General features: G+C 69.1%; 21 protein-coding genes, 2 tRNA genes and 1 pseudogene. 20 read left to right on the top strand and 4 right to left on the bottom strand.

Going from position 1 to position 26,159, the window contains the following annotated elements:
* Positions 1-5 precede the first annotated feature (5 nt).
* The gene (locus ACFYZZ_RS13105; protein ID WP_389174699.1) at positions 6-1,247 is read right to left on the bottom strand and encodes a GNAT family N-acetyltransferase; all 1,242 of its coding nucleotides are present in this window, start codon (positions 1,245-1,247) and stop codon (positions 6-8) included.
* 175 nt (positions 1,248-1,422) lie between these two features.
* Here ACFYZZ_RS13105 and ACFYZZ_RS13100 point away from each other — a divergent pair, with 175 nt between their 5' ends.
* From ACFYZZ_RS13100 to ACFYZZ_RS13090, 3 genes are all read left to right on the top strand, one after another.
* Entirely contained in the window at positions 1,423-2,598 is a 1,176-nt protein-coding gene (locus ACFYZZ_RS13100) for a PP2C family protein-serine/threonine phosphatase (protein WP_386571753.1), read from the top strand.
* 146 nt (positions 2,599-2,744) lie between these two features.
* On the top strand, positions 2,745-3,494 hold the full coding sequence (locus tag ACFYZZ_RS13095; protein ID WP_389174696.1) for an ABC transporter ATP-binding protein: 750 nt from the start codon (positions 2,745-2,747) through the stop codon (positions 3,492-3,494).
* A 454-nt stretch (positions 3,495-3,948) separates the two neighbouring features.
* Complete coding sequence (locus ACFYZZ_RS13090; protein ID WP_389175743.1) at positions 3,949-4,407, top strand: HD domain-containing protein; 459 nt, start codon at positions 3,949-3,951, stop codon at positions 4,405-4,407.
* Between the two features lie 67 nt (positions 4,408-4,474).
* Here ACFYZZ_RS13090 and ACFYZZ_RS13085 read toward each other — a convergent pair whose 3' ends face one another.
* Positions 4,475-5,572: an acyltransferase family protein gene (locus ACFYZZ_RS13085; protein WP_389174693.1), complete on the bottom strand. Its 1,098-nt coding sequence runs from the start codon at positions 5,570-5,572 to the stop codon at positions 4,475-4,477.
* Between the two features lie 532 nt (positions 5,573-6,104).
* Between ACFYZZ_RS13085 and ACFYZZ_RS13080 the strand changes: the two genes are divergently transcribed.
* From ACFYZZ_RS13080 to ACFYZZ_RS13070, 3 genes and pseudogenes are all read left to right on the top strand, one after another.
* Complete coding sequence (locus ACFYZZ_RS13080; RefSeq protein WP_386571759.1) at positions 6,105-6,299, top strand: hypothetical protein; 195 nt, start codon at positions 6,105-6,107, stop codon at positions 6,297-6,299.
* A 33-nt stretch (positions 6,300-6,332) separates the two neighbouring features.
* Positions 6,333-6,740, top strand: a pseudogene (locus tag ACFYZZ_RS13075) (hypothetical protein); the annotation flags it as partial.
* A gap of 457 nt (positions 6,741-7,197) precedes the next feature.
* Complete coding sequence (locus tag ACFYZZ_RS13070; RefSeq protein ID WP_389174690.1) at positions 7,198-7,800, top strand: RICIN domain-containing protein; 603 nt, start codon at positions 7,198-7,200, stop codon at positions 7,798-7,800.
* Positions 7,801-7,865: 65 nt separating this feature from the next.
* Here ACFYZZ_RS13070 and ACFYZZ_RS13065 read toward each other — a convergent pair.
* Positions 7,866-7,936: transfer RNA gene (locus ACFYZZ_RS13065), tRNA-Gly, on the bottom strand.
* A 163-nt stretch (positions 7,937-8,099) separates the two neighbouring features.
* On the opposite strand from ACFYZZ_RS13065, the gene ACFYZZ_RS13060 reads away from it, so the two are divergent.
* From ACFYZZ_RS13060 to clpX, 5 genes are all read left to right on the top strand, one after another.
* A tRNA-Pro gene (locus ACFYZZ_RS13060) sits at positions 8,100-8,176 on the top strand.
* Positions 8,177-8,355: 179 nt separating this feature from the next.
* Positions 8,356-9,747: a trigger factor gene (tig, locus tag ACFYZZ_RS13055; RefSeq protein WP_389174687.1), complete on the top strand. Its 1,392-nt coding sequence runs from the start codon at positions 8,356-8,358 to the stop codon at positions 9,745-9,747.
* A gap of 380 nt (positions 9,748-10,127) precedes the next feature.
* Positions 10,128-10,733 carry an ATP-dependent Clp protease proteolytic subunit gene (locus ACFYZZ_RS13050; RefSeq protein ID WP_023550747.1) on the top strand — a complete coding sequence of 202 codons (606 nt, stop codon included), beginning with the start codon at positions 10,128-10,130 and terminating at the stop codon, positions 10,731-10,733.
* A 67-nt stretch (positions 10,734-10,800) separates the two neighbouring features.
* The gene (locus tag ACFYZZ_RS13045; RefSeq protein ID WP_389174684.1) at positions 10,801-11,466 is read left to right on the top strand and encodes an ATP-dependent Clp protease proteolytic subunit; all 666 of its coding nucleotides are present in this window, start codon (positions 10,801-10,803) and stop codon (positions 11,464-11,466) included.
* Between the two features lie 183 nt (positions 11,467-11,649).
* Positions 11,650-12,936: an ATP-dependent Clp protease ATP-binding subunit ClpX gene (clpX, locus tag ACFYZZ_RS13040; RefSeq protein WP_094221200.1), complete on the top strand. Its 1,287-nt coding sequence runs from the start codon at positions 11,650-11,652 to the stop codon at positions 12,934-12,936.
* A 73-nt stretch (positions 12,937-13,009) separates the two neighbouring features.
* Here clpX and ACFYZZ_RS13035 read toward each other — a convergent pair whose 3' ends face one another.
* Positions 13,010-13,945, bottom strand: coding sequence for a hypothetical protein (locus tag ACFYZZ_RS13035; RefSeq protein ID WP_389174681.1), 936 nt, complete (start codon positions 13,943-13,945; stop codon positions 13,010-13,012).
* Between the two features lie 137 nt (positions 13,946-14,082).
* On the opposite strand from ACFYZZ_RS13035, the gene ACFYZZ_RS13030 reads away from it, so the two are divergent.
* From ACFYZZ_RS13030 to rodA, 9 genes are all read left to right on the top strand, one after another.
* Positions 14,083-16,707 (top strand): valine--tRNA ligase, encoded by a 2,625-nt coding sequence (locus tag ACFYZZ_RS13030; RefSeq protein ID WP_389174678.1) that lies wholly within the window; start codon positions 14,083-14,085, stop codon positions 16,705-16,707.
* 346 nt (positions 16,708-17,053) lie between these two features.
* Positions 17,054-18,568 (top strand): bifunctional folylpolyglutamate synthase/dihydrofolate synthase, encoded by a 1,515-nt coding sequence (locus tag ACFYZZ_RS13025; RefSeq protein WP_389174675.1) that lies wholly within the window; start codon positions 17,054-17,056, stop codon positions 18,566-18,568.
* Between the two features lie 9 nt (positions 18,569-18,577).
* Positions 18,578-18,934 (top strand): DUF4233 domain-containing protein, encoded by a 357-nt coding sequence (locus tag ACFYZZ_RS13020; RefSeq protein ID WP_389174672.1) that lies wholly within the window; start codon positions 18,578-18,580, stop codon positions 18,932-18,934.
* Positions 18,935-18,996: 62 nt separating this feature from the next.
* Positions 18,997-19,410 (top strand): nucleoside-diphosphate kinase, encoded by a 414-nt coding sequence (gene ndk, locus ACFYZZ_RS13015; RefSeq protein WP_389174669.1) that lies wholly within the window; start codon positions 18,997-18,999, stop codon positions 19,408-19,410.
* Positions 19,411-19,722: 312 nt separating this feature from the next.
* Entirely contained in the window at positions 19,723-20,742 is a 1,020-nt protein-coding gene (locus ACFYZZ_RS13010; RefSeq protein ID WP_116151120.1) for a rod shape-determining protein, read from the top strand.
* Between the two features lie 163 nt (positions 20,743-20,905).
* A complete protein-coding gene (gene mreC / locus ACFYZZ_RS13005) occupies positions 20,906-21,847 on the top strand; it encodes a rod shape-determining protein MreC (RefSeq protein WP_386571771.1) in 942 nt (313 codons plus the stop codon).
* A gap of 13 nt (positions 21,848-21,860) precedes the next feature.
* The gene (gene mreD / locus ACFYZZ_RS13000; RefSeq protein WP_386571773.1) at positions 21,861-22,538 is read left to right on the top strand and encodes a rod shape-determining protein MreD; all 678 of its coding nucleotides are present in this window, start codon (positions 21,861-21,863) and stop codon (positions 22,536-22,538) included.
* An 86-nt stretch (positions 22,539-22,624) separates the two neighbouring features.
* Complete coding sequence (gene mrdA, locus ACFYZZ_RS12995; protein WP_389174665.1) at positions 22,625-24,874, top strand: penicillin-binding protein 2; 2,250 nt, start codon at positions 22,625-22,627, stop codon at positions 24,872-24,874.
* Positions 24,871-26,067, top strand: a complete 1,197-nt coding sequence (gene rodA, locus ACFYZZ_RS12990; RefSeq protein WP_389174663.1) for a rod shape-determining protein RodA — start codon at positions 24,871-24,873, stop codon at positions 26,065-26,067. Before mrdA ends, rodA begins: the two co-directional genes overlap by 4 nt.
* Positions 26,068-26,159: the final 92 nt, after the last annotated feature.

The raw sequence follows: 26,159 nt of genomic DNA, 5'->3' as shown, positions 1-26,159 counted from the left end.
AGCCGTCAGAAGCCGTGCGGCAGCCACGGGACCACCGGTGAGGCGAACGCCACCGACGCCTCCGTCAGCGCCCCGTCCCGCAGTCCCCGTACCCGGCCGGCCGCCGCCAGCGACAGCAGGGTCACGCCGCCGAGGTAGGCCGCGCCCAACTCCCGTACGGACAGGGTGAGATCGGCCGCGTCGGTCGTACGCTCGCAGGTCGCGCCCTTGGTGTCGCCGGTCAGTCGCCAACGCCCGGCGTTCCAGGGGCAGAATTCGTCCGTCACCTCGAACACGACGTCCACCGGCGCCTGATAGGTGCGCGCCGCCAGCGCCGCACCGACGTCGACGAGACGGACGTAGCACGAGTCCCGCAGTCGCGGCACGCAGCGCCGGATGTCGGAGACCAGGTACTGCCACGCGTCGTCGACCGGCCGCCCCCGCACGGTCAGGTTCGTCATCAGGTCGATGTCGAACAGGAAGCGCCACAGCGCCGCATCGGTCGCCGGGTCCAGTGCGGCGAGGTCCTCCAGCGACACCGTGCCGTTGTGCCCGGTCGGCCCCCAGCCCAGCTTGGTGCGGAAACGGGCGTACCCGGTGACCTCTCCGTCCCGCTCGGCGACCACGCACTGCAGTGCGGACGCCCCGTCCCGCTCGCTCTCCGGGTCGAGCAGCGCCACCCGCTCCCAGCCGGGCTGCCGGGCCAGCATCCCGGGCCGGCGCGGCACCAGGGCCGCGTACACCGCCTCGCAGTCGGCGAGGACGTCGGCGGGCTGCGCGTACCGCAGCCGTATCTCCTCGGTGCCGGCGGGCAGGGCCAGTTCCACCCGGCTCGTGTCGATCTCGGCGTGCAGCTGGAAGGTGGCGGCGCCGTACCCGAAACGGCCGTAGATGGCCGGTTCGGAGGCCGTCAACACCGCCAGCGGCTCGCCCAGGGCGCGCACATCGTCCAACTGACGCCGCATCATCGAGGTCAGGACGCCGCGCCGCCGGTGCGTGGCGGCCACGCTCACCATGGTGACGCCCGCGGCGGGAACCAGGGACCCGCCCGGCACGGTCATCCGGAAGTTGAACGCCCCCGCCGTCCCCACCAGTACGTCCCCGTCCCAGGCGGCCAGGGAACGGTCGAAGTCGGTGAGCGATTTGTCCAGTTCACGCTCCTCGGGCGACGCCTGACCCGCGCCGAAGGCACGGATCAGGTTGTCCCACCACCCGTCCCACTCCTCGGGGCGCAATACCTTCAACTCGGTCGTACGGTCAGTCGCCATGAGCCATGCCTATCAGGGCATTACGGGAGGAGCCAGTGAATTTCTCCCGGGCGGCGGCGCGATGGCCCTCCGTGCCGTTCACTGTGAAGTTGAACCGCGAAGTTACGCCTCTCACGGGGGACAAGTGGGACCTCCCGTGCCAAGGGGCTGGTCCGATCGATAGGGTCCCGAACTAATGGCAGCAGGACGAGAGCGGCGCGCGAAGGCCGAGACGTTCACGGCCCGGTGGAAGATGCAGTGGCACCGGGTCCGTGTCGGCCTGCGCAGAAGCGCCGTGGACTACTTCCGCGGCGACGGCTCGGACTGGATCGCGCTCGTCGGTCTGCTGCTCACCATCCCTGTCCTCGCGGCCATGACCCTCGCCAACTCGGTGTGGTGCTCCCCGGGGACCCTCGTGCTGCCGATCGTCGCGGGCGGCCTGCTGCTGCGCCCGGCGAGCCTGCTCGGCCTGTACGCGGCGGCGGCCACCGCGCTGATCGTGGAGTCGGTGCGGCTCGGCCCGTACACCGAGGGGCCTTCGCGGGTGACCCCCGGGGTGGTCCTGGTGGTCGCGGCCTGCGGCTTCTTCGGGCTGCTCACGGCCCAGTTCCGCAGCCGGGTCGGCGTGCCCTGGCGGCGCGGCGGCACCATGCTCTTCGACCTGCGCGAGCGGATCCGGGTGCAGAGCAAGCTGCCGAAGCTGCCGCACGGCTGGCACCACGAGATGGCGCTGCGCCCGGCGGGCGGCCAGTCCTTCTCGGGCGACTTCGTCGTCGCGGCCCGTACGAACAGCGGCCGCACCCTGGAGGTCGTGCTCACGGACGTGTCCGGCAAGGGCATGGACGCGGGATCGCGTGCGCTGCTGCTGTCGGGTGCGTTCGGCGGACTGCTGGGCTCCCTCGCCCCGCACGCCTTCCTCCCGGCCGCCAACGGCTACCTGCTCCGCCAGGACTGGGACGAGGGCTTCGCCACCTCCATCCACCTGGTGCTGGACCTGGACTCCGGGGACTACGAGCTGTACTCGGCGGGGCATCCGCCGGGGCTGCAGCTGAGCGCAGGCAGCGGCCGCTGGGAGGAGAAGGCGGCCGAGGGCCCGCTGCTGGGTGTGTACGACGGCGCCCAGTTCGACCCCGTGAAGGGCTCGCTGCGCCCCGGGGACGTGTTGATGCTGTTCACGGACGGGCTGGTGGAAACCTCCGACCGCGACATCGTGGAGGGCATCGACCGCCTCACCGGAGAGGCCGACCGCTATGTCGCCGGCGGGTTCCACGGCGCCGCCTGGCACCTCATCGAGGCGGTCGCCAAGGACGTCAACGACGACCGGGCCCTGCTCCTGATCTGCCGCCAGGCAGTGCCGGCGACGGCCCGCTGAGCCACCCCCGGGGAATGCCGGGCGGGAATGCCGGCGGTGGGGTTTTCCCCCGCCCGGATCCGCCGGCCGTCCGCATGGTCCGGCCACCCTCCGTATCCGTACGGTCGAGACACGTCACCGAACGCCCACGGACCGGAGGGACCCCCATGCCAAGCGACTGGGCCGCAGAACTGCACGGAGTCACGCGCCACTACGGACGCGGAGGCGCCGCCGTGCACGCCCTGCGCGGCATCGACCTCGCCCTTCCCGCCGGCACCTTCACCGCGGTGATGGGGCCCTCCGGCTCCGGCAAGTCCACGTTCCTGCAGTGCGCGGCGGGCCTGGACCGCCCCACCGCGGGCCGGGTCGTGCTCGGCGGCACGGACATCACCGGGCTGAGCGAGAACAAGCTGACCGCACTGCGCCGCACCCGCCTGAGCTTCGTCTTCCAGGCCTTCAACCTCCTCCCCTCCCTCACGGTCGCACAGAACGTCATGCTGCCGATGCGACTGGCCGGCCGCCGCCCCGACCGCCACCGCTGTGCCGAGGTACTCGCCCAGGTCGGCCTCGCCGACAAGGCCCGCCGCCGCCCGAGCGAGCTGTCCGGCGGCCAGCAGCAGCGCGTGGCCGTCGCCCGGGCCCTGGTCGCCCGCCCCGACGTCGTCTTCGCGGACGAGCCCACCGGCGCCCTGGACACCACCACCGCCGCCGAGATCCTCGCCCTGCTCCGCGAGGCCGTGGACACCCAGGGCGCCACGATCGTCATGGTCACCCACGACCCGACGGCCGCCGCCTGGGCCGACCGAGTCCTGTTCCTGGCCGACGGCCAACTGATCGACCACCTGGACCGAGCCCCCGCCTCCCACATCGCATCCCGCATGACAACCCTCACCACCCATGCCCGCCCAGCAGCCTGACACCCCACAAGCCACCGAGCCCAACCACGCCCACAACCCCCACCCACCCCCACCAGCACTCCCGCCCCGCGGGGTCCACCCGCCCCCACCAACGGCGCTCTCGCCCCGCGGAGCCCTCTGACAACCGTCGACGAATCGCGCGGGCCCCACCCACGTCACCCACCCACATCCCGCACTCGCCGACGGCGAATCCGCCCCACAGGGGCCACCTGCACCCGACGACGAAAGCAGTACGGGTGGTGCGGGTGGGAAACACATCCCCGCCGAAGGCGAAGCCGAGGCGGTGGTTCGGCCAGCCGGCTACCTGGCCGCCCGCCGCAGCTCCCGCATCAACATCGGCCCGTACATCCCGCCCGTGGTCCACGGCGCCTTGGCCGGCGGCATCCTGCTGCTCGGGGTGACCGCGGTCACCGTCCCGGCCCGCGCGGGCGCTGCGCCGCGAGACACTGGACGAGTGACCGAGACACCACTCACCCTGGCCGAGGTCGAGAGCCTCGCCCGCACCGCCCACGCGGGGCAGACCGACAAGGCGGGACGGCCGTACGCGGAGCACCTCGCGGCCGTCGCCGACGGGGTGCGCGCCCGCGGCGGGGACGCCGAGCAGATCGCGGCGGCCTGGCTGCACGACTCCGTCGAGGACGACGCGCTGAGCGAGGAGTGGCTGACGGCGGCCGCCCTGACCGACCGCACCAAGGCCATCGTGCGCGCCGTCACCAAGCGGGCGGGGGAGGAGCCGGAGGCGTACGCGCGCCGGATCCTCGCCACCCCGGGCGCGCTGCTGGTGAAGCAGGCCGACCTGGCGCACAACGCCGACCCGCAGCGGCTCGCGGTCCTGGCCGAGCCGACCCGGAAACGACTGACCGAGAAGTACGCACGGATGCACGCACTTCTCGGTCTGGAACAGCGGGGTTAGACGCGCGCGCGAGCAGCCGGCGGACCTGGACGCGCGAGCAGCGGAGCCAGTCGCCCGAACAGCGGAGCTAGACGCCGACCTTCTGCCGCTCGCGCTCCTTCTGCTGGCGCTCGCGGGCCAGTTCGGCCGCGTCCTGCTTGAACGCCCACTCCATCTTCGGTTCCATCGCGAACCGGAAGACCCGCTGCACGGGCCGGGTGCACAGCAGCGTGACGACGGTGGCCGCGACGACGGTCACCGCGATCTCGCCGAGCGGGTGGTGCAGCCAGGAGTGGTCGAACCAGCCCCGGTAGTCGGCGAGCTTCCCCAGGAAGCCGTGCAGCAGATAGCCGTACAGGGTGCCCGCGCCGAGCGCCGTGAACCACATCTTCCGGCGCGGCACCCAGGCGAAGAAGCAGGCCGTCAGCACCAGCGAGCAGCCCAGCATCGCGAGCACCATCACCGGGCCGCACCACCACGGCGCGCCCAGCTCCTGCGCGGAGTCGCGGTGGTAGAACCACGCGGTGTTCATGCGCGGCACCGCCCACCAGCCGACCACCAGCGCGACGGCGACGATGGGCACCGAGGCGATCCGCACCGAGCGGCGGCGCACCAGCTGGAAGTGCTCGGGCTTCATGCACAGGCCGAGCACGAAGTACGGCAGGAACTGCAGGACGCGCTGGAGGTCGAGGTCGTCACCGATGCTCGGCGTCATGCTGGCCAGCATGGCGAGGCCGACGGCCATCGGCAGCGGCCAGCGCACCAGCTTCCAGATCGGTGTCGTCAGCCGCCAGACGAACAGCGCCACCAGGAACCAGGTCAGGTACCAGGGATCGAGGAGGCTGATCGGCTCGTGGGAACCTTCGTCGACGGCGTTCTTGAAGAGCGGGTACGCGGTCTCGAAGAGGACGTACGGCACGGCGACCCCGGTGATGAGCCGCTTCAGCCGGTCCGGGCGCATGTCGAAACTGCGTGAGAAGAAGCCGGAGATGATGATGAACGCCGGCATGTGGAAGGTGTACACGACGGTGTACATGGCCTCCAGGATCCGGCTGTCGCCCTTCAGCGGTTCCCAGGCGTGCCCGATCGCGACGAGCACGATCGCCAGATACTTGGCGTTGTCGAAGAACGAGTCGCGCTGTTTGCCCGGTCTGTCCGCGGGCGGCTGCCGCTTCTGCGCACTCATCGGGGTACGCGGACTGGGCACTCCGTCCGCCGGCGACTGTGCCGGGGGGAGTGGCCTGCGGGTGTGGCCGGGGGACGAGGCGGCGTCGAACATCTCAGGCACCCTAGCGTCGACTGTGGGATTTCGTAAAACCCCCGTGGTCATTCCTGGTTATCGCCTTCGGGTACCCAGTGATTTACATGTGTTGCCACCCCTGTCCACGTGATGATGGGCACAACCAAGCCCTCCGTTCAGCCTCAATGTCCCGATTCATCCCGACTAATTGGGGCATAGTGCGCCCCTGTGTCATGAATTCGAATTCCCTGCGCATGTGATGTGTGGGCACCGAAACGAAGCTGCGCAATTCCCGGTAGAGTCCGGCGCGGGTGGCCCGTCGAATTACCGTGCGGGGCGCCGCCCGCCGCGGGTGCTCGTCCAACGTTGCGTCACGAACCGCATGAGGCGGCCGGGTTGGTGGCACGATGGTTCTGGCGGGGGTGCGGAGCCGTACCCCCGGGCCGGGAGAGCGGACCGACCGAGGGTGTGATCAGTTGTGGCCATTTCACTGTCTGTGGTGCTGCTGTTGGCGATCATCCTTGTGGTGCTGATCCGAGGCGGGAACATCAAACCGGGTCCGGCCATCGTCGCCGTCCTCTTCGGCTTCTTCCTCGCCTCGACCGGCATGGCGCCGTCCATCAACCGGTTCCTGAACTCGATAGCCGAGACCATCAACCAGATCAGGTTCTGACGCCGGCCGGGGGGCACCGACGACGAGTTCCGCATCCTTCCCCCACTCCCGGCTTCGCTCGAGCGGGGGGACCCCCAACGCCGCGAGGTGGCCGCCGCCCGTCAGGTCGGCGGCGCCTTCACGGCACCCGTGGTGGACGCGGACGCCGACGCCGACGCTCCCCCACTGCCTCAAGGGCGTGGGAGGTACCCCCGTCGCCCCTGGACGGCCACGCTCTACATCCCCGGCGAGGACCTCGGCACCCACGTCCGCCGCCACGGACCCCTGCCGCCCCACCGGCTGCGCGCACTCGCCGCCGGCCTCGCCGAGGCCCTGCGCGACATCCACCGCGCCGGCGTGGTCCACCGCGACCTGAAACCGGCCGGCGTCCTCCCGGAGGGCGACCACCCCGACCGGAGCACCAGCGGCAGCGCCTACCCCGACAGCGGAGTGATCGGCACGCACGGACACGACGTCTGCACCGTCGCCGACACAAGGGTCCGCTCGGACCAGAACAGCCACTTCGCCTTCCAAGCCGTCGACGCCCGCACCGGAAAGATCCGCTGGAACAGGCCCTTCCGCGAGTGAATGCCCGCGAACGACACCTGCGGGCTGCACAGCGCGCACGGGAACGGCTACCTCGTGTGCGTCGACGTCAACAGCATGCACACCACGATCACCCGGATCGACCCCGCCCACGGCACGGCCCGCTGGACCACCAAGGTGGCCGCCACCCCCACCCTGGCCGACGGCACCCTCTGCTTCGTCCTCGAACCGGCCACACCCTCGGAGGCACCCCCTCTTCCGTCGAACGCAGGTGATATCGAGCCCCGACGGGAATCCATTCACCATGACATCCGGGCGAATTCAACGGGTGTTCATCCGAGAGGGAGTCGGGTCCCCGGAGCGAATTCATCCATTGCTCAAGGCCATTGGTGATGCGGTGATCACGCCCCGCCGCAAGGGCGGATCCGAGTGTGATGAGCCCCCTGTGAAGGAGCTGGTTGTCGCCGTGTCCAAAGGTAAGAAGACGATCATGGGTGGTTCCGTGGCGGCGACGGCTGCCGCATGTGTTCTGGCCCTCGCCACCTCGGCCGCAGGCTCCGACGGCTCGGTGCAGTTCGAGAACGACTACACCAGAGACTGCCTCGCCATTCCCGACTCGAGCCTGGCCAACGGCGTCGGCGCGATCCAGTGGACCTGCAACACCAACTATGACCAGCAGTGGATCATAGAAAATCATGACCACGGCAACACCGGGCAATTCACGCTCAAGAACCGCTGGAGTGGCAAGTGCCTCGCCATTCCCCATGGCACCACGACCAACGGTGTCCAGGCCATTCAGTGGACCTGTAACGGCGGCAGCGAGCAGCTGTGGATCCATGACAGCATCGGCCGCCTGCGGAACGTGGCGAGCGACAGATGCCTCGCGGTCCCCAACGGAAGCTGGAAGGACGGGACCGAAGTCATCCAGTGGACGTGCACGACCAACACCGACCAGCGGTGGAACGCCCTGGTGTAGGGCGACGGAACGACCGAAGGCCCAGGGCGAGGAAACCACCTCTCACCTGGGCCTTCGGCCTTCAGAGCGGGCGACGGGAATCGAACCCGCGTAGCTAGTTTGGAAGACTAGGGCTCTACCATTGAGCTACGCCCGCAACAGTGCGCCGCAGGTCGGTGACCTCGGCACTGCTGAGCATCGTAGCGGGTCGCCCGCCACGGAGGCCAACGCGTTTGGACTGCGGCGATGCCACGCGCGCGGCAGTCGGCAAAGCGGCCGACGGATCCGGCCGGGGCATGTACCCTACGTGTCGCACCAGACGGGGTGTGGCGCAGCTTGGTAGCGCGTCCGCTTTGGGAGCGGAAGGCCGTGGGTTCAAATCCCGCCACCCCGACCACCGGGTCACGGCGCAGCGGTGATCGCCTTTTGGGGCGCTGAGCGGCTGCGGTTACTATGCAAGCTGCGCGCCCGTGTGTCCCGGCCCACTCGGCCTACGAACTCCTCCGGGCGGCGAAATCCGCCGGACCAGTCTGGCTCCGGCAGAACCCAAGAAGTCAGCCACAAGGAGACCGAACCGTGAAGAGCGCCGTGGAGACCCTGAACCCGACCCGGGTTCGGCTCACTGTCGAGGTGCCCTTCGAGGAGCTCAAGGACAGCCTCGACGCGGCGTACAAGAAGATCAACCAGCAGGTCACGGTGAAGGGCTTCCGCAAGGGCAAGATCCCGGCCCGCGTCATCGACCAGCGGTTCGGCCGCGGTGCGGTGCTGGAGGAGGCCGTCAACGACGCGCTCCCGAAGTTCTACACCGAGGCGGTCAACGAGGCCGAGCTGAGCCCGCTGGGCCAGCCCGAGGTCGACATCACCGAGCTGAAGGACGGCGAGACGCTGAACTTCACCGCCGAGGTCGACATCCGCCCGACCCTGGAGATCCCGGACTACTCCGGCATCGAGGTCGAGGTCGACGCCGTCGAGGTCACCGACGAGGACATCGAGAAGTCGGTCGAGCAGCTCCGTGAGCGCTTCGCCTCCACCTCCCCGGTCGAGCGTGCCGCCGAGGACGGCGACGTCGTCACCATCGACCTGGAGGCCAAGGTCGACGGCGAGGTGCTGGAGGACGGCATCGCCAACGGTGTCTCCTACACCATCGGCTCCGGCGAGCTGCTGGACGGCATCGACGACGCCGTGAAGGGCCTGGAGGCCGGTGGCGAGGCCACCTTCACCTCCGAGCTGAAGGGCGGCTCCGCCGCGGGCAAGGAGGCCGAGGTCACCGTCAAGGTCACCCAGGTCGCCGCCCGTGAACTGCCGGAGCTGGATGACGAGTTCGCGCAGCTCGCCTCCGAGTTCGACACCCTGGACGAGCTGAAGGCCGACAGCCGCAAGCGCCTGGCCAACATGAAGCAGTTCGACCAGGCCACCCAGGCGCAGGAGCGCGTCCTGGAGAAGCTCCTCGAGCTGGTCGAGGTCCCGGTCCCCGAGAAGCTGCTCGAGGACGAGATCAACACCCGCAAGCACAACCTGGAGCACCACCAGCTCGGCCAGATGGGCCTCACCCTCGAGAAGTACCTGGAGATCCAGGGCAAGACCGTCGAGGAGTTCGAGACCGAGACCCGGGAGGCCGCGGTCAAGGGCATCAAGACCCAGTTCGTCCTCGACGAGCTGGTCAAGAAGGAGAACCTCAACGTCAACCAGGAGGAGCTCACCGAGCACCTCATGCGGCGTGCTGCCTCCTCCGGCATGTCCCCCGACCAGTTCGCCCAGGCCGTCGTCGAGGGTGGCCAGGTGCCGCTCCTGGTCGGCGAGGTCGCCCGCGGCAAGGCCCTGGCCGTCGTGGTCGAGGCCGCCACGGTGAAGGACACCAACGGCGAGGTCATCGACCTGGACGACGAGGACGAGACCGAGGCCGCCATCGAGACGGTCGAGGCCGCCGAGGGCGCCCAGGACGCGGCCGAGGAGAAGACCGAGGGCTGAGCCCCACGGCGTCTGTGACGACCTGGACGGGCCCCTGGGGATTTCCCAGGGGCCCGTTTGTCGTACCGGCCCGTACAGGCCAACCTGAAGGGGCGCGGGGCTGCATCCGTATGCCGCTCCGCCGCGGGGCGTGACCGGCCCCCGCACACCCGCAGCCCTACATCTCCCCACCACCCCCCACAAACCGCACCGGTCAAACCGGCGGAGCCCTCCGCTACGCCCCCGGCGAACACCCGCTTCTCCGGGATTCACCGAAGCGGCCTGAGCGTTAGGGTCCATGAGTACGAGGGCAAGCTGGAGTTCCCGCTAAGCCCCGGCAGGACTACGTAAGACGGCCCGGCGCCGTCGTAAGACGAGCAGGTGGATACGTGACGAATCTGATGCCCTCAGCCGCCGGCGAGCCTTCCATCGGTGGTGGCCTCGGCGACCAGGTCTACAACCGGCTGCTCGGCGAGCGGATCATCTTCCTCGGCCAGCAGGTTGACGACGACATCGCCAACAAGATCACCGCTCAGCTGCTGCTCCTTGCGGCCGACCCCAGCAAGGACATCTACCTCTACATCAACAGCCCCGGCGGCTCGGTGACGGCCGGCATGGCGATCTACGACACCATGCAGTACATCCCGAACGACGTGGTCACGATCGGCATGGGCATGGCGGCCTCGATGGGCCAGTTCCTGCTCACCGGCGGCACCGCCGGCAAGCGCTTCGCCCTGCCGCACACGGACATCATGATGCACCAGGGCTCCGCGGGCCTCGGCGGTACGGTCTCGGACATCAAGATCCAGGCCCAGTACCTGCTGCGCACCAAGAAGACCATGTCCGAGCTGACCGCTCTGCACTCCGGCCAGACCGTCGAGACGATCATCCGCGACGGCGACCGCGACCGCTGGTTCACCCCGGAAGAGGCCAAGGAGTACGGTCTCATTGACGAGATCATCACGCACGCCTCGGGTGTTCCGGGAGGCGGCGGCACCGGTGCCTGACCGGCCCGGCCACGCCAAGCACCGCCGAGACCCCAGCCCCCCGAACGCCACCAGGACGGTGAACCCCATGAGCAACTTCCCCGGCGCCGCCAGCGGCATGTACGAAGGGCCCCGCCCCGACAGCCGCTACGTCATCCCGCGCTTCGTCGAGCGCACCTCCCAGGGCATCCGCGAGTACGACCCGTACGCGAAGCTCTTCGAGGAGCGCGTGATCTTCCTGGGCGTCCAGATCGACGACGCCTCCGCCAACGACGTCATGGCGCAGCTGCTGTGCCTGGAGTCGATGGACCCCGACCGGGACATCTCGATCTACATCAACAGCCCCGGTGGTGACATGACGGCCCTCACGGCCATCTACGACACCATGCAGTTCGTGAAGCCCGACATCCAGACGGTGTGCATGGGCCAGGCGGCCTCCGCCGCGGCCATCCTGCTCGCCGCCGGTACGCCGGGCAAGCGCATGGCGCTGCCGAACTCGCGCGTGCTGATCCACCAGCCGGCCGGCTCCACCGGCCGCGGTCAGCTCTCCGACCTGGAGATCATCGCCAACGAGTTCACCCGGATGCGCGACCAGCTGGAGACCATGCTGGCCAAGCACTCCAACCGGCCGATCGAGAAGGTCCGCGAGGACATCGAGCGCGACAAGATCCTCACGGCCGAGGAAGCGCTCGAGTACGGCATCGTCGACCAGATCATCTCCACCCGGAAGATGAACAACGCCTCGGTCCGCTGACGCGGGTCGACGTCTTCGTCGACGTATTCTCTGCCCCTCTTGGCACGGTGCACGTCAAAGTGAACCCTGCCAAGGGGGGCCCGAACACAGGGCCCGGCAAGGTACCGTCGGACATAAGGCAGCACCAGGAGCCGCTGGATTCGAAAGCGTCCAGGCGTCTCCCAGGCGAAGGGGAAGCACACCGTGGCACGCATCGGTGACGGCGGCGATCTGCTCAAGTGCTCGTTCTGCGGCAAGAGCCAGAAGCAGGTCAAGAAGCTCATCGCAGGGCCCGGTGTGTACATCTGCGACGAGTGCATTGATCTCTGCAACGAGATCATCGAGGAGGAGCTCGCCGAGACGAGCGAGGTGCGCTGGGAGGAACTCCCGAAGCCCCGCGAGATCTACGAGTTCCTGGAGGGCTACGTAGTCGGCCAGGAAGCGGCCAAGAAGGCTCTCTCCGTCGCGGTGTACAACCACTACAAGCGGGTCCAGGCAGGTGAGAACGGCGGCGCCCAAGGCCGCGACGACGCCATCGAGTTGGCGAAGTCCAACATCCTTCTGCTCGGCCCCACGGGCTCCGGCAAGACCCTCCTCGCGCAGACCCTGGCCCGCATGCTCAACGTCCCGTTCGCCATCGCCGACGCGACGGCGCTGACGGAGGCGGGGTACGTCGGCGAGGACGTCGAGAACATCCTCCTGAAACTGATCCAGGCGGCCGACTACGACGTCAAGAAGGCCGAGACCGGGATTATCTACATCGACGAGATCGACAAGGTCGCGAGGAAGAGTGAAAACCCTTCCATCACCCGCGACGTCTCGGGCGAGGGCGTCCAGCAGGCCCTGCTCAAGATCCTCGAGGGCACCACGGCCTCCGTCCCGCCGCAGGGCGGCCGTAAGCACCCCCACCAGGAGTTCATCCAGATCGACACGACGAACGTCCTGTTCATCGTGGGCGGTGCCTTCGCGGGCCTGGAGAAGATCATCGAGTCCCGGGCCGGCGCGAAGGGCATCGGCTTCGGCGCGACGATCCGCTCCAAGCGCGAACTGGAGGCCAAGGACCAGTTCGAGGACGTCATGCCCGAGGACCTGGTCAAGTTCGGCATGATCCCCGAGTTCATCGGCCGCCTCCCCGTCATCACCTCGGTCCACAACCTGGACCGCGAGGCCCTCCTCCAGATCCTGGTCGAGCCGCGCAACGCGCTCGTCAAGCAGTACCAGCGCCTCTTCGAACTCGACGGGGTGGAGCTGGACTTCGAGCGCGAGGCCCTGGAGGCCATCGCCGACCAGGCCATCCTCCGCCAGACCGGCGCCCGCGGCCTGCGCGCCATCATGGAGGAGGTCCTCATGTCGGTGATGTACGAGGTCCCGTCCCGCAAGGACGTGGCCCGCGTGGTCATCACGGCGGATGTCGTCCACTCGAACGTGAACCCGACCCTGATCCCGCGGGACGCCCGTGGCCGGGGCGCGGGGGAGCAGAAGACGGCGTAGCCGCCGTCACGGACGTACACGAAGGGCCCCGGTCGGGATCGACCGGGGCCCTTCGCCGTTGTGCTGTACGCCGTCAGGACTTGACGCGCACGTCGTTGCGGAGCTTGGCGGCAAGCTCTGCGGTGTCGGCGATCGTGCCGCCGTCACCGGAGGCGAGGCTGGCGAAGCTGAACGCCGTGACCCGGGCGGTCGTGCTGTGGTCGGCCCAGATGCAGACCGGCACCTTGACCGTCTTCGCCCCGCCGGTCGAGCCCGACCCGGTGTTGTCGAACTCGGCCACCTGGCACTTCATGACGCCGTTGGAGAAGCCCGACGGGTTGACCGTCTCGGGGCTGCCGATCAGCTTGCCCTTGTCGTCCTTCTCGGACTCCGTCTTGGCCTTGGCGAAGGCGGCGTCGATGAGCCCCTCGGGGTCGTCGATCGTGCCGTACACGCCGGAGAAGGAGAGCCCCTTCGTAGTCAGCCCCTTGCCGTTCTTGTAGGCGGCGCTGACACCCTTGGGGTCCTTCACGCCCGCCTTCTCGAAGTCCTGCAGGTCGGAGTCGCTGACGCTCTCCGCGTCGCCCGAGTTCGTCGACTTCGTGTACGTCCCGTTGATCACCGACGACGGAGCCGTCAGCTTGTGCGGGCCGTCGTCCGCGACGCTGCTGCTCCCGCTCAGCACGAAGTACGCGCCCACCGCGATCGCCGCGACGACCGCCACGGCACCGATGATCAGGCCCGTCTTCTTCTTGCCGCCGCCCGCGGCCGGCGGCTGCGGGACGCCGTAGGGCTGCTGGCCGTACGGCTGCTGCTGGCCGTACGGGTTCGGCTGCTGCGGCGCACCCTGCTGCGGGTAGCCGTACCCGGGCTGCGGCGGGGCCGCAGGAGCCTGCTGGGGGTAGCCGTAGCCGGGCTGGGGTGCCTGCGGCTGCTGGCCGTAGGGGCCCGGCTGGCCGTAGGGACCAGGCTGCCCCGGCTGGCCGTAGGGCGGCTGCTGGCCGTACGGGCCCGGCTGGTTGCTGCTCATTTCTGGGTTCCCCTCCAGATGCTTATGTGTTCCTGACATCCTGGACCAGGCACAGGAGGCACATGGCACCGGGGGCCGCACCGTTACAGAACAAACGCGTTTCGGGACCACCCCGTGACACCTCTAAACTGACCCCCGTGACCGAGAACGCTCAGCAGCAGCCACCCGCGCCCGACACCGAACTGCCGACCCAGTACGCGCCGGCCGATGTAGAGGGGCCGCTGTACGAGCGCTGGGTAGAGCGGGGTTACTTCGAGGCGGACGCGAAGAGCGACAAGCCGCCGTACACGGTCGTCATCCCGCCGCCGAACGTCACCGGCAGCCTCCACCTGGGCCACGCCTTCGAGCACACCCTCATCGATGCGCTGACGCGTCGTAAGCGCATGCAGGGGTTCGAGACTCTGTGGCAGCCCGGCATGGACCACGCCGGCATCGCCACGCAGAACGTCGTCGAGCGCGAGCTGGGCAAGGAGGGCAAGTCCCGCCACGACCTCGGCCGCGAGGCGTTCGTCGAGCGTGTCTGGCAGTGGAAGGGCGAGTCCGGCGGCCAGATCAGCGGCCAGATGCGCCGTCTGGGTGACGGTGTCGCCTGGTCCCGTGAGCGCTTCACGATGGACGAGGGCCTCTCCCAGGCCGTCCAGACCATCTTCAAGCGCCTCTACGACGACGAGCTGATCTACCGCGCCGAGCGCATCATCAACTGGTGCCCCCGCTGTCTGACGGCCATCTCGGACATCGAGGTCGAGTACCAGGACGACGACGGCGAGCTGGTCTCGATGAAGTACGGCGAGGGGGACGACACCATCGTCGTCGCCACGACCCGTGCCGAGACCATGCTCGGTGACACCGCCGTCGCCGTTCACCCCGACGACGAGCGGTACAAGCACCTGATCGGCAAGCTGATCCGCCTGCCGCTCACCGACCGCTCCATCCCGGTCGTCGCCGACACGCACGTCGACCCCGAGTTCGGCACGGGCGCCGTCAAGGTCACCCCCGCGCACGACCCGAACGACTTCGAGATCGGCCAGCGCCACGACCTGCCGTCCATCACGATCATGGACGAGCACGCCGTCATCACCGCCCACGGCCCCTTCCAGGGCCTGGACCGCCTGGAGGCCCGCTCCGCCATCGTCGCCGCGCTGCGCGCCGAGGGCCGGATCGTCGCCGAGAAGCGGCCCTACGTCCACAGTGTCGGCCACTGCTCGCGCTGCAAGACCACCATCGAGCCCCGCCTGTCCATGCAGTGGTGGGTCAAGGTCGGCCCGCTGGCGAAGGCCGCCGGTGACGCCGTCCGCGACGGCAAGGTCAAGATCCATCCGCAGGAGATGGAGAAGCGGTACTTCGACTGGGTCGACAACCTCCACGACTGGTGCATCTCGCGGCAGTTGTGGTGGGGTCACCGGATCCCGGTCTGGTACGGGCCGGGCGGGGAAGTCGTGTGCGTCGGCCCCGACGACGAGGCGCCCACCGGCGAGGGCTGGCACCAGGACACCGACGTCCTCGACACCTGGTTCTCCTCCGGCCTGTGGCCCTTCTCCACGCTGGGCTGGCCCGAGCAGACCGAGTCGCTCGCGAAGTTCTACCCGAACTCCGTCCTGGTCACCGGCTACGACATCCTCTTCTTCTGGGTCGCCCGGATGATGATGTTCGGCCTGTACGCGATGGACGGCACCCCGCCGTTCCACACCATCGCCCTGCACGGCATGGTCCGCGACCAGTTCGGCAAGAAGATGTCGAAGTCCTTCGGCAACGCGGTCAACCCGCTGGACTGGATGGACAAGTACGGCAGCGATGCACTCCGGTTCACTCTGGCCCGTGGTGCGAACCCCGGCGTTGACGTCCCGATCGGCGAGGACTGGGTCCAGGGCTCCCGCAACTTCGCCAACAAGATCTGGAACGCGACGCGCTTCGCGCTGATGAACGGCGCGACGGTGGACGGCCCGCTGCCGGACGCCTCCGCCATGTCGGCGACGGACCGCTGGATCCTGTCGCGCCTCAACTCCGTCATCGCCGAAGTCGACGCGCTCTACGACGACTTCCAGTTCGCCAAGCTGTCCGACGCCCTCTTCCACTTCGCGTGGGACGAGGTCTTCGACTGGTACGTCGAGCTGTCCAAGACGACGTTCCAGGCGGGCGGCGAGGCGGCCGAGGTTTCCAAGCGGGTCCTCGGCGAGGTCCTCGACGTCACCCTCAAGCTGCTGCACCCGATCGTCCCGTTCGTGACGGAGACCCTCTGGACCACCCTCACCGGTGGCGAGTCGGTCGTCATCGCCGACTGGCCGACGGACAGTGGCTTCCGTGACGCGGCTGCCGAGCGTGAGATCGAGTCGCTCCAGTCGGTCATCACCGAGGTCCGCCGCTTCCGCGCCGACCAGGGCCTCCAGCCCGGCCAGCGTGTCCCGGCCCGCCTCACCCTCGACGGCACGGCTCTCGCCCCCCACGAGGCCGCGATCCGCCAGCTCCTGCGCCTGCAGCCGGAGGGCGAGTCCTTCACGGCCACGGCCACCCTGCCGGTCGCCGGTGCCGAGGTCGCCCTCGACCTGTCCGGCACGATCGACGTGGCCGCGGAGCGCAAGCGCCTCGCGAAGGACCTGGCCGCCGCCGAGAAGGAGAAGGCCCAGGCCACGGCCAAGCTCGGCAACGAGGCGTTCCTGGCGAAGGCGCCGGACAACGTGGTCGACAAGATCCGCGGGCGCCTTGCCAAGGCGGACGAGGACATCGCGCGGATCCAGGCCCAGCTGGAGCGGTTGCCGCAGGCGTAAGGGCTCGTACGACGTCGAAGGCCCCCGGAGCTCCGAGGTTCCGGGGGCCTTCGCGTACCCGGGGGCAGGTTCCGCTCACCCGCGCTTGCGGGGTGCCGCTGCGCCCACCCTCCCCCAAGCTCTCGACTTCGCTCGAGCAGGGGGGACCCCCATCGCCCCAAGCGGCACGACTGCCCGCAGCTACGGACGGCGCGTTTGCGGCCGACGGAGCTGCAACTGCCTAGGGGCGCGGGGAACTGCGCGACAAGCCACGACGCACCCGCACCCGAACGACGAGGCGAACCACCCCGAACCGGCCAAAAGAGCCACCGCACCCTTTGTCGGTGCGGCTCCGTAGACTGGCCCTGTGAGCGACCTCCCGCACGAAAACGACCAGCCCGACCCCCTCGACGCCTTCGAAGAACTCATCGCCGAAGAGACCGACCGCGACCCCGACCTGGCGGTGATCGAGGCCGGCAGCCGCACCCTGCGCACCCAGGGCGGCCCGCCGCAGGCCGACGTGCCCGCGCGGCCGGAGGACCCCGAGGTCGACCGGGCCCTGCGCGAGGTCGAGGCGGAGCTGGCGGGCCGCTGGGGCGAGACCAAGCTGGAGCCCTCCGTCAGCCGTATCGCCGCGCTGATGGACGTGCTGGGCGAGCCGCAGCGGTCGTACCCGTCGATCCACATCACGGGCACGAACGGCAAGACCTCCACCGCCCGCATGATCGAGGCCCTGCTCGGCGCCTTCGAGCTGCGCACCGGCCGGTACACCAGCCCGCACGTGCAGTCGGTCACCGAGCGGATCAGCCTGGACGGCGCCCCGATCTCCGCCGGGCGGTTCATCGAGACGTACCAGGACATCAAGCCGTACATCGAGATGGTGGACGGCATGCAGGAGTACCGGCTGTCGTTCTTCGAGGTGCTCACCGCCATGGCGTACGCCGCGTTCGCGGACGCCCCCGTCGACGTCGCCGTCGTCGAGGTCGGCATGGGCGGCAGCTGGGACGCGACGAACGTGATCGACGGCGATGTCGCGGTGGTCACCCCGATCGCCCTCGACCACACCGACCGGCTCGGCGCGACGCCGGGCGAGATCGCCGCTGAGAAGGGCGGCATCATCAAGCAGGACGCGACCGTGATCCTGGCGCAGCAGCCGGTGGACGCGGCGCAGGCGCTGCTGAAGAAGGCCGTCGAGGTGGATGCGACCGTGGCCCGGGAGGGGCTGGAGTTCGGCGTCGTGGCCCGGCAGGTCGCGGTCGGCGGGCAGCTGGTCACCCTGCGCGGCCTGGGCGGTGAGTACCCCGAGGTGTACCTGCCGCTGCACGGCGCCCACCAGGCGCACAACGCGGCGGTGGCGCTCGCCGCCGTGGAGGCGTTCTTCGGGGTCGGCTCGGTGCGTGCGGAGGCGCTGGACATCGACACCGTGCGCAAGGCTTTCGCGGCCGTGTCCTCGCCGGGCCGGCTGGAGGTCGTACGGCGCTCTCCCACGGTCGTGCTGGACGCGGCGCACAACCCGGCGGGCGCCGAGGTCACCGCCGAGGCCGTGCGGGAGGCGTTCGACTTCACCCGGCTGATCGGTGTGGTCGGGGCGAGCGCCGACAAGAACGTGCGGGGGCTGCTGGAGGCCTTCGAGCCGATCTTCGCCGAGGTCGTCGTCACGCAGAACTCCACGCACCGCGCCATGGACACGGACGAGCTGGCCGCGATCGCCGTCGAGGTGTTCGGCGAGGAGCGGGTCCAGGTCGAGCCGCGGCTGCCCGAGGCTCTGGAGGCCGCGATCACGCTGGCCGAGGAGGAGGGCGAGTTCGCGGGCGGCGGGGTACTGGTCACCGGTTCGGTCATCACGGTGGGCGAGGCCCGCCTGCTGCTGGGGAAGGGCTGAGGTTCCGTCGTGCGTACGCTCTGTTCATCGACGCTGATCGGTGAGTTCTTCATCGTCGGGTTCGCCGGACTCGTGGCCATGAAGGACCCGGATCTGTCCACGTCGACGGTGTGGCTGGTCAGCGGTGTCGCCATGGTCCTGTGCGTGCTGCTGTGCGGCATGGTGACCCGGCCGGGCGGTGTCGCCCTCGGCTGGGCCCTGCAGCTCGCCCTGATCGCCTCCGGTGTCTTCGTCCCGACGATGTACTTCATGGGTGCGGTCTTCGCGGCGCTGTGGTGGGCGTCGGTGCACTACGGCAGAAAGGTCGACGAGGCCAAGGCTCGTTTCGCGGCGCAGGCCGAGTCCTCTGCACCTGACGCTGCGTGACAGCGACACGGACACGCCCTGTAATCTCGTGCCACCGCACACGTCAGTCGTAAGGAGCCCCCGTGAGCCAGCGCACCCTCGTCCTGCTCAAGCCCGACGCCGTCCGTCGCGGCCTGACCGGCGAGATCATCAGCCGTATCGAGCGCAAGGCAGGCTGGCAGATCACCGCGCTGGAGCTGCGCACCCTGGACCAGGACACCCTGGAGCAGCACTACGGCGAGCACAAGGGCAAGGCCTTCTACGAGCCGCTGGTGGAGTTCATGTCCTCCGGTCCGGTCGTCGCGCTGATCGTCGAGGGCGAGCGGGTCATCGAGGGGGTGCGCGCGCTCGCCGGCCCGACCGACCCGATCGCCGCCGCGCCCGGCTCCATCCGGGGTGACTACGGCGTGATCGTCCGCGAGAACCTGATCCACGCCTCCGACTCGGAGGACTCCGCCGAGCGCGAGGTGAAGATCTTCTTCCCGGGGCACGCCTGAGCCCCATCCTGCGGATCTTCCGCTAATTTTTCTGAGGGAGTGTCAGCTCCGCTCGGAGTCCTGACCAGGGGCGGCCGTACGTTTTCGGCCGTCCTTTGGCATATGCGTTGCCGATCGGGGGAACGTGTGCCCCCGATGGGCCGTCTCCACAAGCGAGGTGGCGCGCCATCTGCTGACAATGGCGAAGACCCTCGCGCAGTGTTCGTGCAGGCGCGTTTACGATGGAAGCCTTCACGTCACAGCACCCGCCTCGCCGACCTGATATGCCCTCAAAAGCTTCGGAAGGCCAGATGAATCCGGATGGGGAACTCAATGTCGTTCATCGGCCGTGACATGGCTGTCGACCTCGGGACCGCCAACACGCTGGTGTACGTCAGGGGTCGCGGAATCGTGCTCAACGAGCCGTCCGTCGTCGCGATCAACACCAACACCGGTGGCATCCTCGCGGTCGGTGCCGAGGCGAAGAAGATGATCGGCCGCACGCCGGGCAACATCGTCGCCGTGCGTCCGCTCAAGGACGGTGTCATCGCCGACTTCGAGATCACCGAGCGGATGCTCCGCTACTTCATCCTGAAGATCCACAAGCGGCGGTATCTCGCCCGGCCCCGGGTCGTCGTCTGTGTGCCCTCGGGCATCACGGGCGTCGAGCGCCGCGCCGTCATCGAGGCGTCCTCCCAGGCGGGTGCCCGCCAGGTGCACATCATCGAGGAGCCCATGGCGGCCGCCATCGGCTCCGGCCTGCCGGTCCACGAGGCCACGGGCAACATGGTGGTGGACATCGGCGGCGGCACCACGGAGGTCGCGGTCATCTCGCTCGGTGGCATCGTCACCGCCCAGTCCATCCGTGTCGCGGGCGACGAGCTGGACAACGCGATCATCCAGTACATCAAGAAGGAGTACAGCCTCCTGCTGGGTGAGCGCACGGCCGAGCAGATCAAGATCACGATCGGTTCGGCGTACGAGCTCGACGCCGACGAGCACACCGAAGTCCGCGGCCGGGACCTGGTGTCCGGGCTGCCGAAGACCGTCGTCATCTCGGCCGCCGAGGTCCGCAAGGCGATCGAGGAGCCGGTCAACGCGATCGTGGACGCGGTCAAGACGACCCTCGACAAGTGCCCGCCGGAGCTGTCCGGCGACATCATGGACCGGGGAATCGTTCTGACCGGCGGCGGCGCGCTGCTGCGCGGCCTGGACGAGCGGCTGCGCCGGGAGACCGGCATGCCGATCCATATCGCCGAGGACCCGCTGGACAGCGTGGCGCTCGGCTCCGGCAAGTGCGTCGAGGAGTTCGAGGCGCTCCAGCAGGTCCTGGACGCCCAGCCGCGCAGATGACGCAACTCTTCGATTCCGCCGTACGAGATGATCTCCTCTCGTACGGCGGATCGTTGGCATTGAGGCATAAGCTCCCACAAATGGGCCCCTTGGGTTTGCGCTTCGCGAGTGGCGCCTTGAGGGGTCCCCGAATTCCTACTGAGGAAGGGCACGGCCGCCGCACGTGAGGGACACGAAAGAGAGCCGGCTGCTCCTGGTCCTGCTGATCGCCATCGCGTTCGCGTTGATCACGGTGGACATCCGCGGAGGCCGGAACTCGCCGGTCGACGGTGCCCGGCAGGCCGCGGCAGCGGTGTTCGGTCCGATCGAGAACGGGATGTCCTCGGCGGTCGATCCCGTCGGCGACGCCGTCTCCGCCGTCCGTGACTCCGGCAGCCGCCACGACCGGCTCGCCGCGCTGGAGAAGGAGAACGCGGCCCTCAAGGCGAAGCTAGGCAGCGACGACCGCAACCGCAGCCGCCTGGGACAGCTCGACAAGATGCTGAAGATCTCCGGCGAGGGGCAGTACGGCATCAAGGGCGCCCAGGTCATCGCCATAGGGTCGGCGCAGGGCTTCTCCTGGACCATCACCATCGACGCCGGCGCGAACGACGGCATCAAGCGGGACATGACCGTCCTCAACGGGGACGGCCTCGTCGGCCGCGTGACCACCGTCGGCCCCGACACCTCCACCGTGCTCCTCGCCAACGACCCCGACTTCACCGTCGGCACCCGCATGGAGGGCAGCGACGAACTCGGCTTCGCCTCCGGGCAGGGCGACCGCCCGCTGCGCGTCGAACTCCTCAACGGCAAGGCCGAGGTGAAGAAGGGCGACCGGCTCGTCACCTTCGGCTCCCAGGCCGACAAGCCCTTCGTGCCGGGCGTGCCGGTCGGCGTGGTCTCCCGCATCGACCCCTCCGGCGGCGGCCTCACCCGCACGCTCTACGTCACGCCGTACGTCAGCTTCACCCAGCTCGACATCGTCGGTGTGGTCGTCGAGGCCCCGAAGAAGGACCCGCGTGACGAGGTCCTGCCGACCAAGCCCAAGCCGACACCGACACCGACGGTGACCGTCACGGTCACACCGTCCGCCGACGCGAACGCCACCGACGAGCAGCAGCAGTAGGAGCTGAATCCCCATGCGTGTCAACCGGATCCTGCTCTCCAGCGCGCTGGTCGTCGTCGCCCTGGTGATCCAGGTGAGCGTCCTCGCCCGCCTGCACCTGCCCGGCGCCGTCCCGGACCTGCTGCTGCTCACCGTCCTCGGCCTGGCCATGGTGTACGGCCATGTGGGCGGCGCCCTCGTCGGCTTCGGCGCCGGCCTGCTCGCCGACCTCGCCCCACCCGCCGACCACGCGGCCGGCCGCTACGCCCTCGTGCTGTGCGTCATCGGCTACGGCGCCGGACTCATCAAGCCGGAGAACGGCCGCCTGAAGTCGGCGACCGGCCCGATGGCGGTCGTGGTCGCCGCAGCCGTCGGCTCCACTCTGCTGTACGCGGGCGTCGGCGCCCTGGTCGGCGACACCGCCGCCCGCCATGTCGGCCTGACCGGGCTGCTGTTCTCGGCCGCCCTGTACGACCTGCTGCTCGCGCCCTTCGTGGTCCCCGGGATCATGTGGCTGGCCCGCCGCTCCGACAACGACCCGCTCGCCGAGACCAGCCCCGCCGCCAAGGCCGGTGACATCTCCTCCGGCTGGCTCTCCTCCGGCACCGGCCTGCGCATCGGCAGCCAGCGCGGCGGCCTCGGCGGCCTCAAGGCCAAGGCCCGCACCCGCTCGACCCGGGTCGGTCGTATCAAGGGGGTCAAGCGGCTGTGAGCACGCGCGAGTTGCTCAGGAGCACGCACAGCTTCGTCGTATATGACACATACACGTACACGTACTGAGAGGGGGAGACAGCCGCAGTGACCAACATTCCCGAGACCGGACGGACCCCAAGGGTCCAGACCCGGCTGGTCGTGATCCAGATCCTCGTCCTCTCCCTGCTCGGCACGCTCGGCGGCCGCCTGTGGTACCTGCAGATCCGGGAGGGCGCCGAGTACCAGAAGGAGGCCTCCGGGAACCACGTCCAGCAGGTCGTCGACCCCGCCGTGCGCGGCGACATCCTGGACGCCCGGGGTGTGCCGCTCGCCGACAACGAGACCCGTCTGGTCGTCTCGGCCTCCCGCACCGACCTGCTCAAGCAGAAGGACGACGGCAAGGCCGTCCTCGCCAAGCTGGCCGGCGTCCTCGGCATGAAGCCCGAGGAGGTCGCCCAGAAGGTCCGGCTGTGCGACGCCAAGACCCCGCAGCCCTGCTGGAACGGCTCGCCGTACCAGCCGATCCCGATCACCGACGAGGCGACGCCCAAGCAGGCCCTGCAGATCCGTGAGCGCGCCGAGGACTTCCCCGGCATCACCGCCGAGCCGGAGGCCGTGCGCCGCTACGCGGGCCCCGGCAAGTCCAACAGCGCCCAGGTTCTCGGCTATCTCTCGCCGGTCACCGACGACGAGATCCAGAAGGCCAAGGACACCGACTCGCCCTACCTGCGCTCCGACATGGTCGGCCGCTCCGGCCTCGAGCGCCAGTACGACAAGGTGCTGCGCGGCAAGGCCGGCGTGACGCGGTACGAGGTGGACAACCTCGGCCGGGTCATCGGCAAGGCCAAGTCGGACGCCGCCGAGTCCGGTTCCAACCTGGTCACCAGCATCGACTCCCGGGTGCAGCGGGTCGCCGAGTACGAGCTGAACAAGGCCATGAAGAAGGCCCGTCAGCAGTTCGACAAGATCACCGGCGAGAACTACAAGGCCGACTCCGGCGCCGTCGTGGTGATGGAGGCCAAGACCGGCCGGATCGTCGCCATGGCCTCGGCCCCCACCTACGACCCGAACGTGTGGGTCGGCGGCATCTCCGCCAAGGACTACAAGGCCCTCACCGGCAAGGACAGCGACTACCCGCTGATCAACCGGGCCATACAGGGTCAGGCTGCGCCCGGTTCGACGTTCAAGGTGGTCTCGACGGCCGCCGCGGTCCAGGCCGGCTACGAGTGGGACGGCGGGTATCCGTGCACCAGCTCGTACTCGGTCGGCGGCCAGGTCTTCAAGAACTTCGAGGGCGAGAGCTTCGGCCCGATCTCGCTCGGCCGGGCGTTGGAGGTCTCCTGCGACACCGTCTTCTACGGCCTCGCGGACCGCGAGTGGAAGAAGGACGGCGGCATCAACCCCAAGAAGGGGCAGCCGAGGGACTACTTCTTCAAGACCGCCCACCAGTTCGGCCTCGGCAAGGAGACCGGCATCGACCTGCCCAACGAGGTCACCGGCCGCGTCCCCGACCGCCAGTGGAAGCTGGACTACTGGAAGGCCAACAAGGACGCCTGGTGCAAGTCCGGTAAGAAGGACGGCTCCTACGTCGAGAAGATCGCGTACGAGAACTGCCTCGAAGGCAACAAGATGCGCGAGGGTGACGAGATCAACTACTCCATCGGCCAGGGCGACACGCTCGTCACGCCGATCCAGGAGGCCGTGATCTACGGCGCCGTCGCCAACGGCGGCACCATGTACCACCCGACCATCGGCAAGGCGGTCATCAGCGCGGACGGCAAGACGATCACGCCGATCAAGCCGAGGAAGTCCGGGAAGCTGCCGGTCACCCAGGCCACCCTCAAGGGCATGGACGACGCCTTCGCGGGCGTCATCACCCGCGGTACCGCCGCCTGGAAGTTCGGCGGCTGGCCGCAGGACAAGATCGCGCTGCACGCCAAGACCGGTACGGCGGAGGTCTACGGCAAGCAGACCACTGGCTGGCTGGCCACGTACACCAAGGACTACTCGGTGATCATGACGATCGCCCAGGCCGGTACGGGTTCCGGTTCCTCCGGTGAGGCCGTGCGCAACATCTACAGCGCGCTCTACGGCGTCCAGGGCGACGGCTCCATCGACAACAAGAAGGCGCTGCTGCCCGAGCCGCAGAAGGGCCTGCCGAAGGTCCGCACGGACGGCACGATCGCCGCCCCGAAGATCACCGGGGACCCGGGCAAGGACGTCGAGGCCTCCCAGCAGGACAACCCCACCAACGACGACAACCAGCAGCCCGCCACCAGCCCCTCGCCGAGCACGGGCAACAGCAACACCCGCAGGCGGCCGCGCCGGAGGGGGAGCCGGAGGAAGCTCACATGACCGGCAACAGCTTCTCCGTCTCCGGGTACGGCCCCGAGCGGGCCGGCTGGACCAGGATCTTCGCCCGCGACTCGCTGGCCCGCCGGCTCGACTGGCCGATGCTGCTGGCAGCCCTCGTGCTGTCGCTGCTGGGCTCGTTGCTGGTGTACTCCGCGACCCGCAACCGTACCGAGATCAACCAGGGCGACCAGTACTACTTCCTGGTCCGCCATCTGATGAACCTCGGCATCGGACTCGCCCTGATGATCGGCACGATCTGGCTCGGCCACCGCGCCCTGCGCAACGCCGTGCCGGTCCTCTACGGCATGTCGCTGCTCGGGGTGCTGCTGGTCCTCACCCCGCTCGGCGCCACCATCAACGGCAGCCGCAACTGGATCGTGCTCGGCGGCGGCTTCTCGCTCCAGCCCGCCGAGTTCGTGAAGGTCTCGATCATCCTGGGCATGGCGATGATACTGGCGGCCCGGGTCGACGCCGGGGACAAGCCGTACCCCGACCACCGCACGGTCGTGCAGGCGCTGGGCCTGGCCACCGTACCGATCCTGATCGTGCTCCTCATGCCCGACCTCGGCACGGTCCTGGCCATGGTGGCCATCATCCTGGGCGTGCTGCTCGCCTCCGGCGCCTCCAACCGCTGGATCTTCGGCCTGCTCACCGCCGGTGTGCTCGGCTGTGTCGCCATCTGGCAGCTGCACGTCCTGGACGAGTACCAGATCAACCGCTTCGCGGCCTTCGCCAACCCGGAGCTGGACCCGGCGGGCGTCGGCTACAACACCAACCAGGCCCGCATCGCCATCGGCTCCGGCGGCCTCACCGGCGCCGGGCTCTTCCACGGCTCGCAGACCACCGGCCAGTTCGTGCCCGAGCAGCAGACCGACTTCGTCTTCACGGTCGCGGGGGAGGAGCTGGGCTTCCTCGGAGCCGGCCTGATAATCCTCCTCCTCGGCATCGTCCTGTGGCGCGCCTGCCGCATCGCCCGCGACTCGACCGAGCTGTACGGCACGGTCGTCGCCGCCGGCATCGTCGCCTGGTTCGCCTTCCAGGCCTTCGAGAACATCGGCATGACCCTCGGCATCATGCCGGTGACCGGTCTGCCCCTGCCGTTCGTTTCGTACGGCGGATCGTCGATGTTCGCGGTGTGGGTGGCGGTGGGACTACTGCAGTCGATCAAGGTGCAGCGGCCGATGTCCGCGTGAGGACGTCCGCCGGGCGGGCAGGGGCGTTCACCGGATGCATGACGGGAGTTTTCCCGCCATTCACCCTGGTTGGCCCCTGCCCTCCCGACCGT

It is taken from the genome of Streptomyces sp. NPDC001816, assembly GCF_042892235.1.
GTDB lineage: Bacteria > Actinomycetota > Actinomycetes > Streptomycetales > Streptomycetaceae > Streptomyces.
The sequence above is the reverse complement of the archived record's forward strand: the minus strand, read 5'-3'. Positions and strand labels throughout refer to the sequence as shown.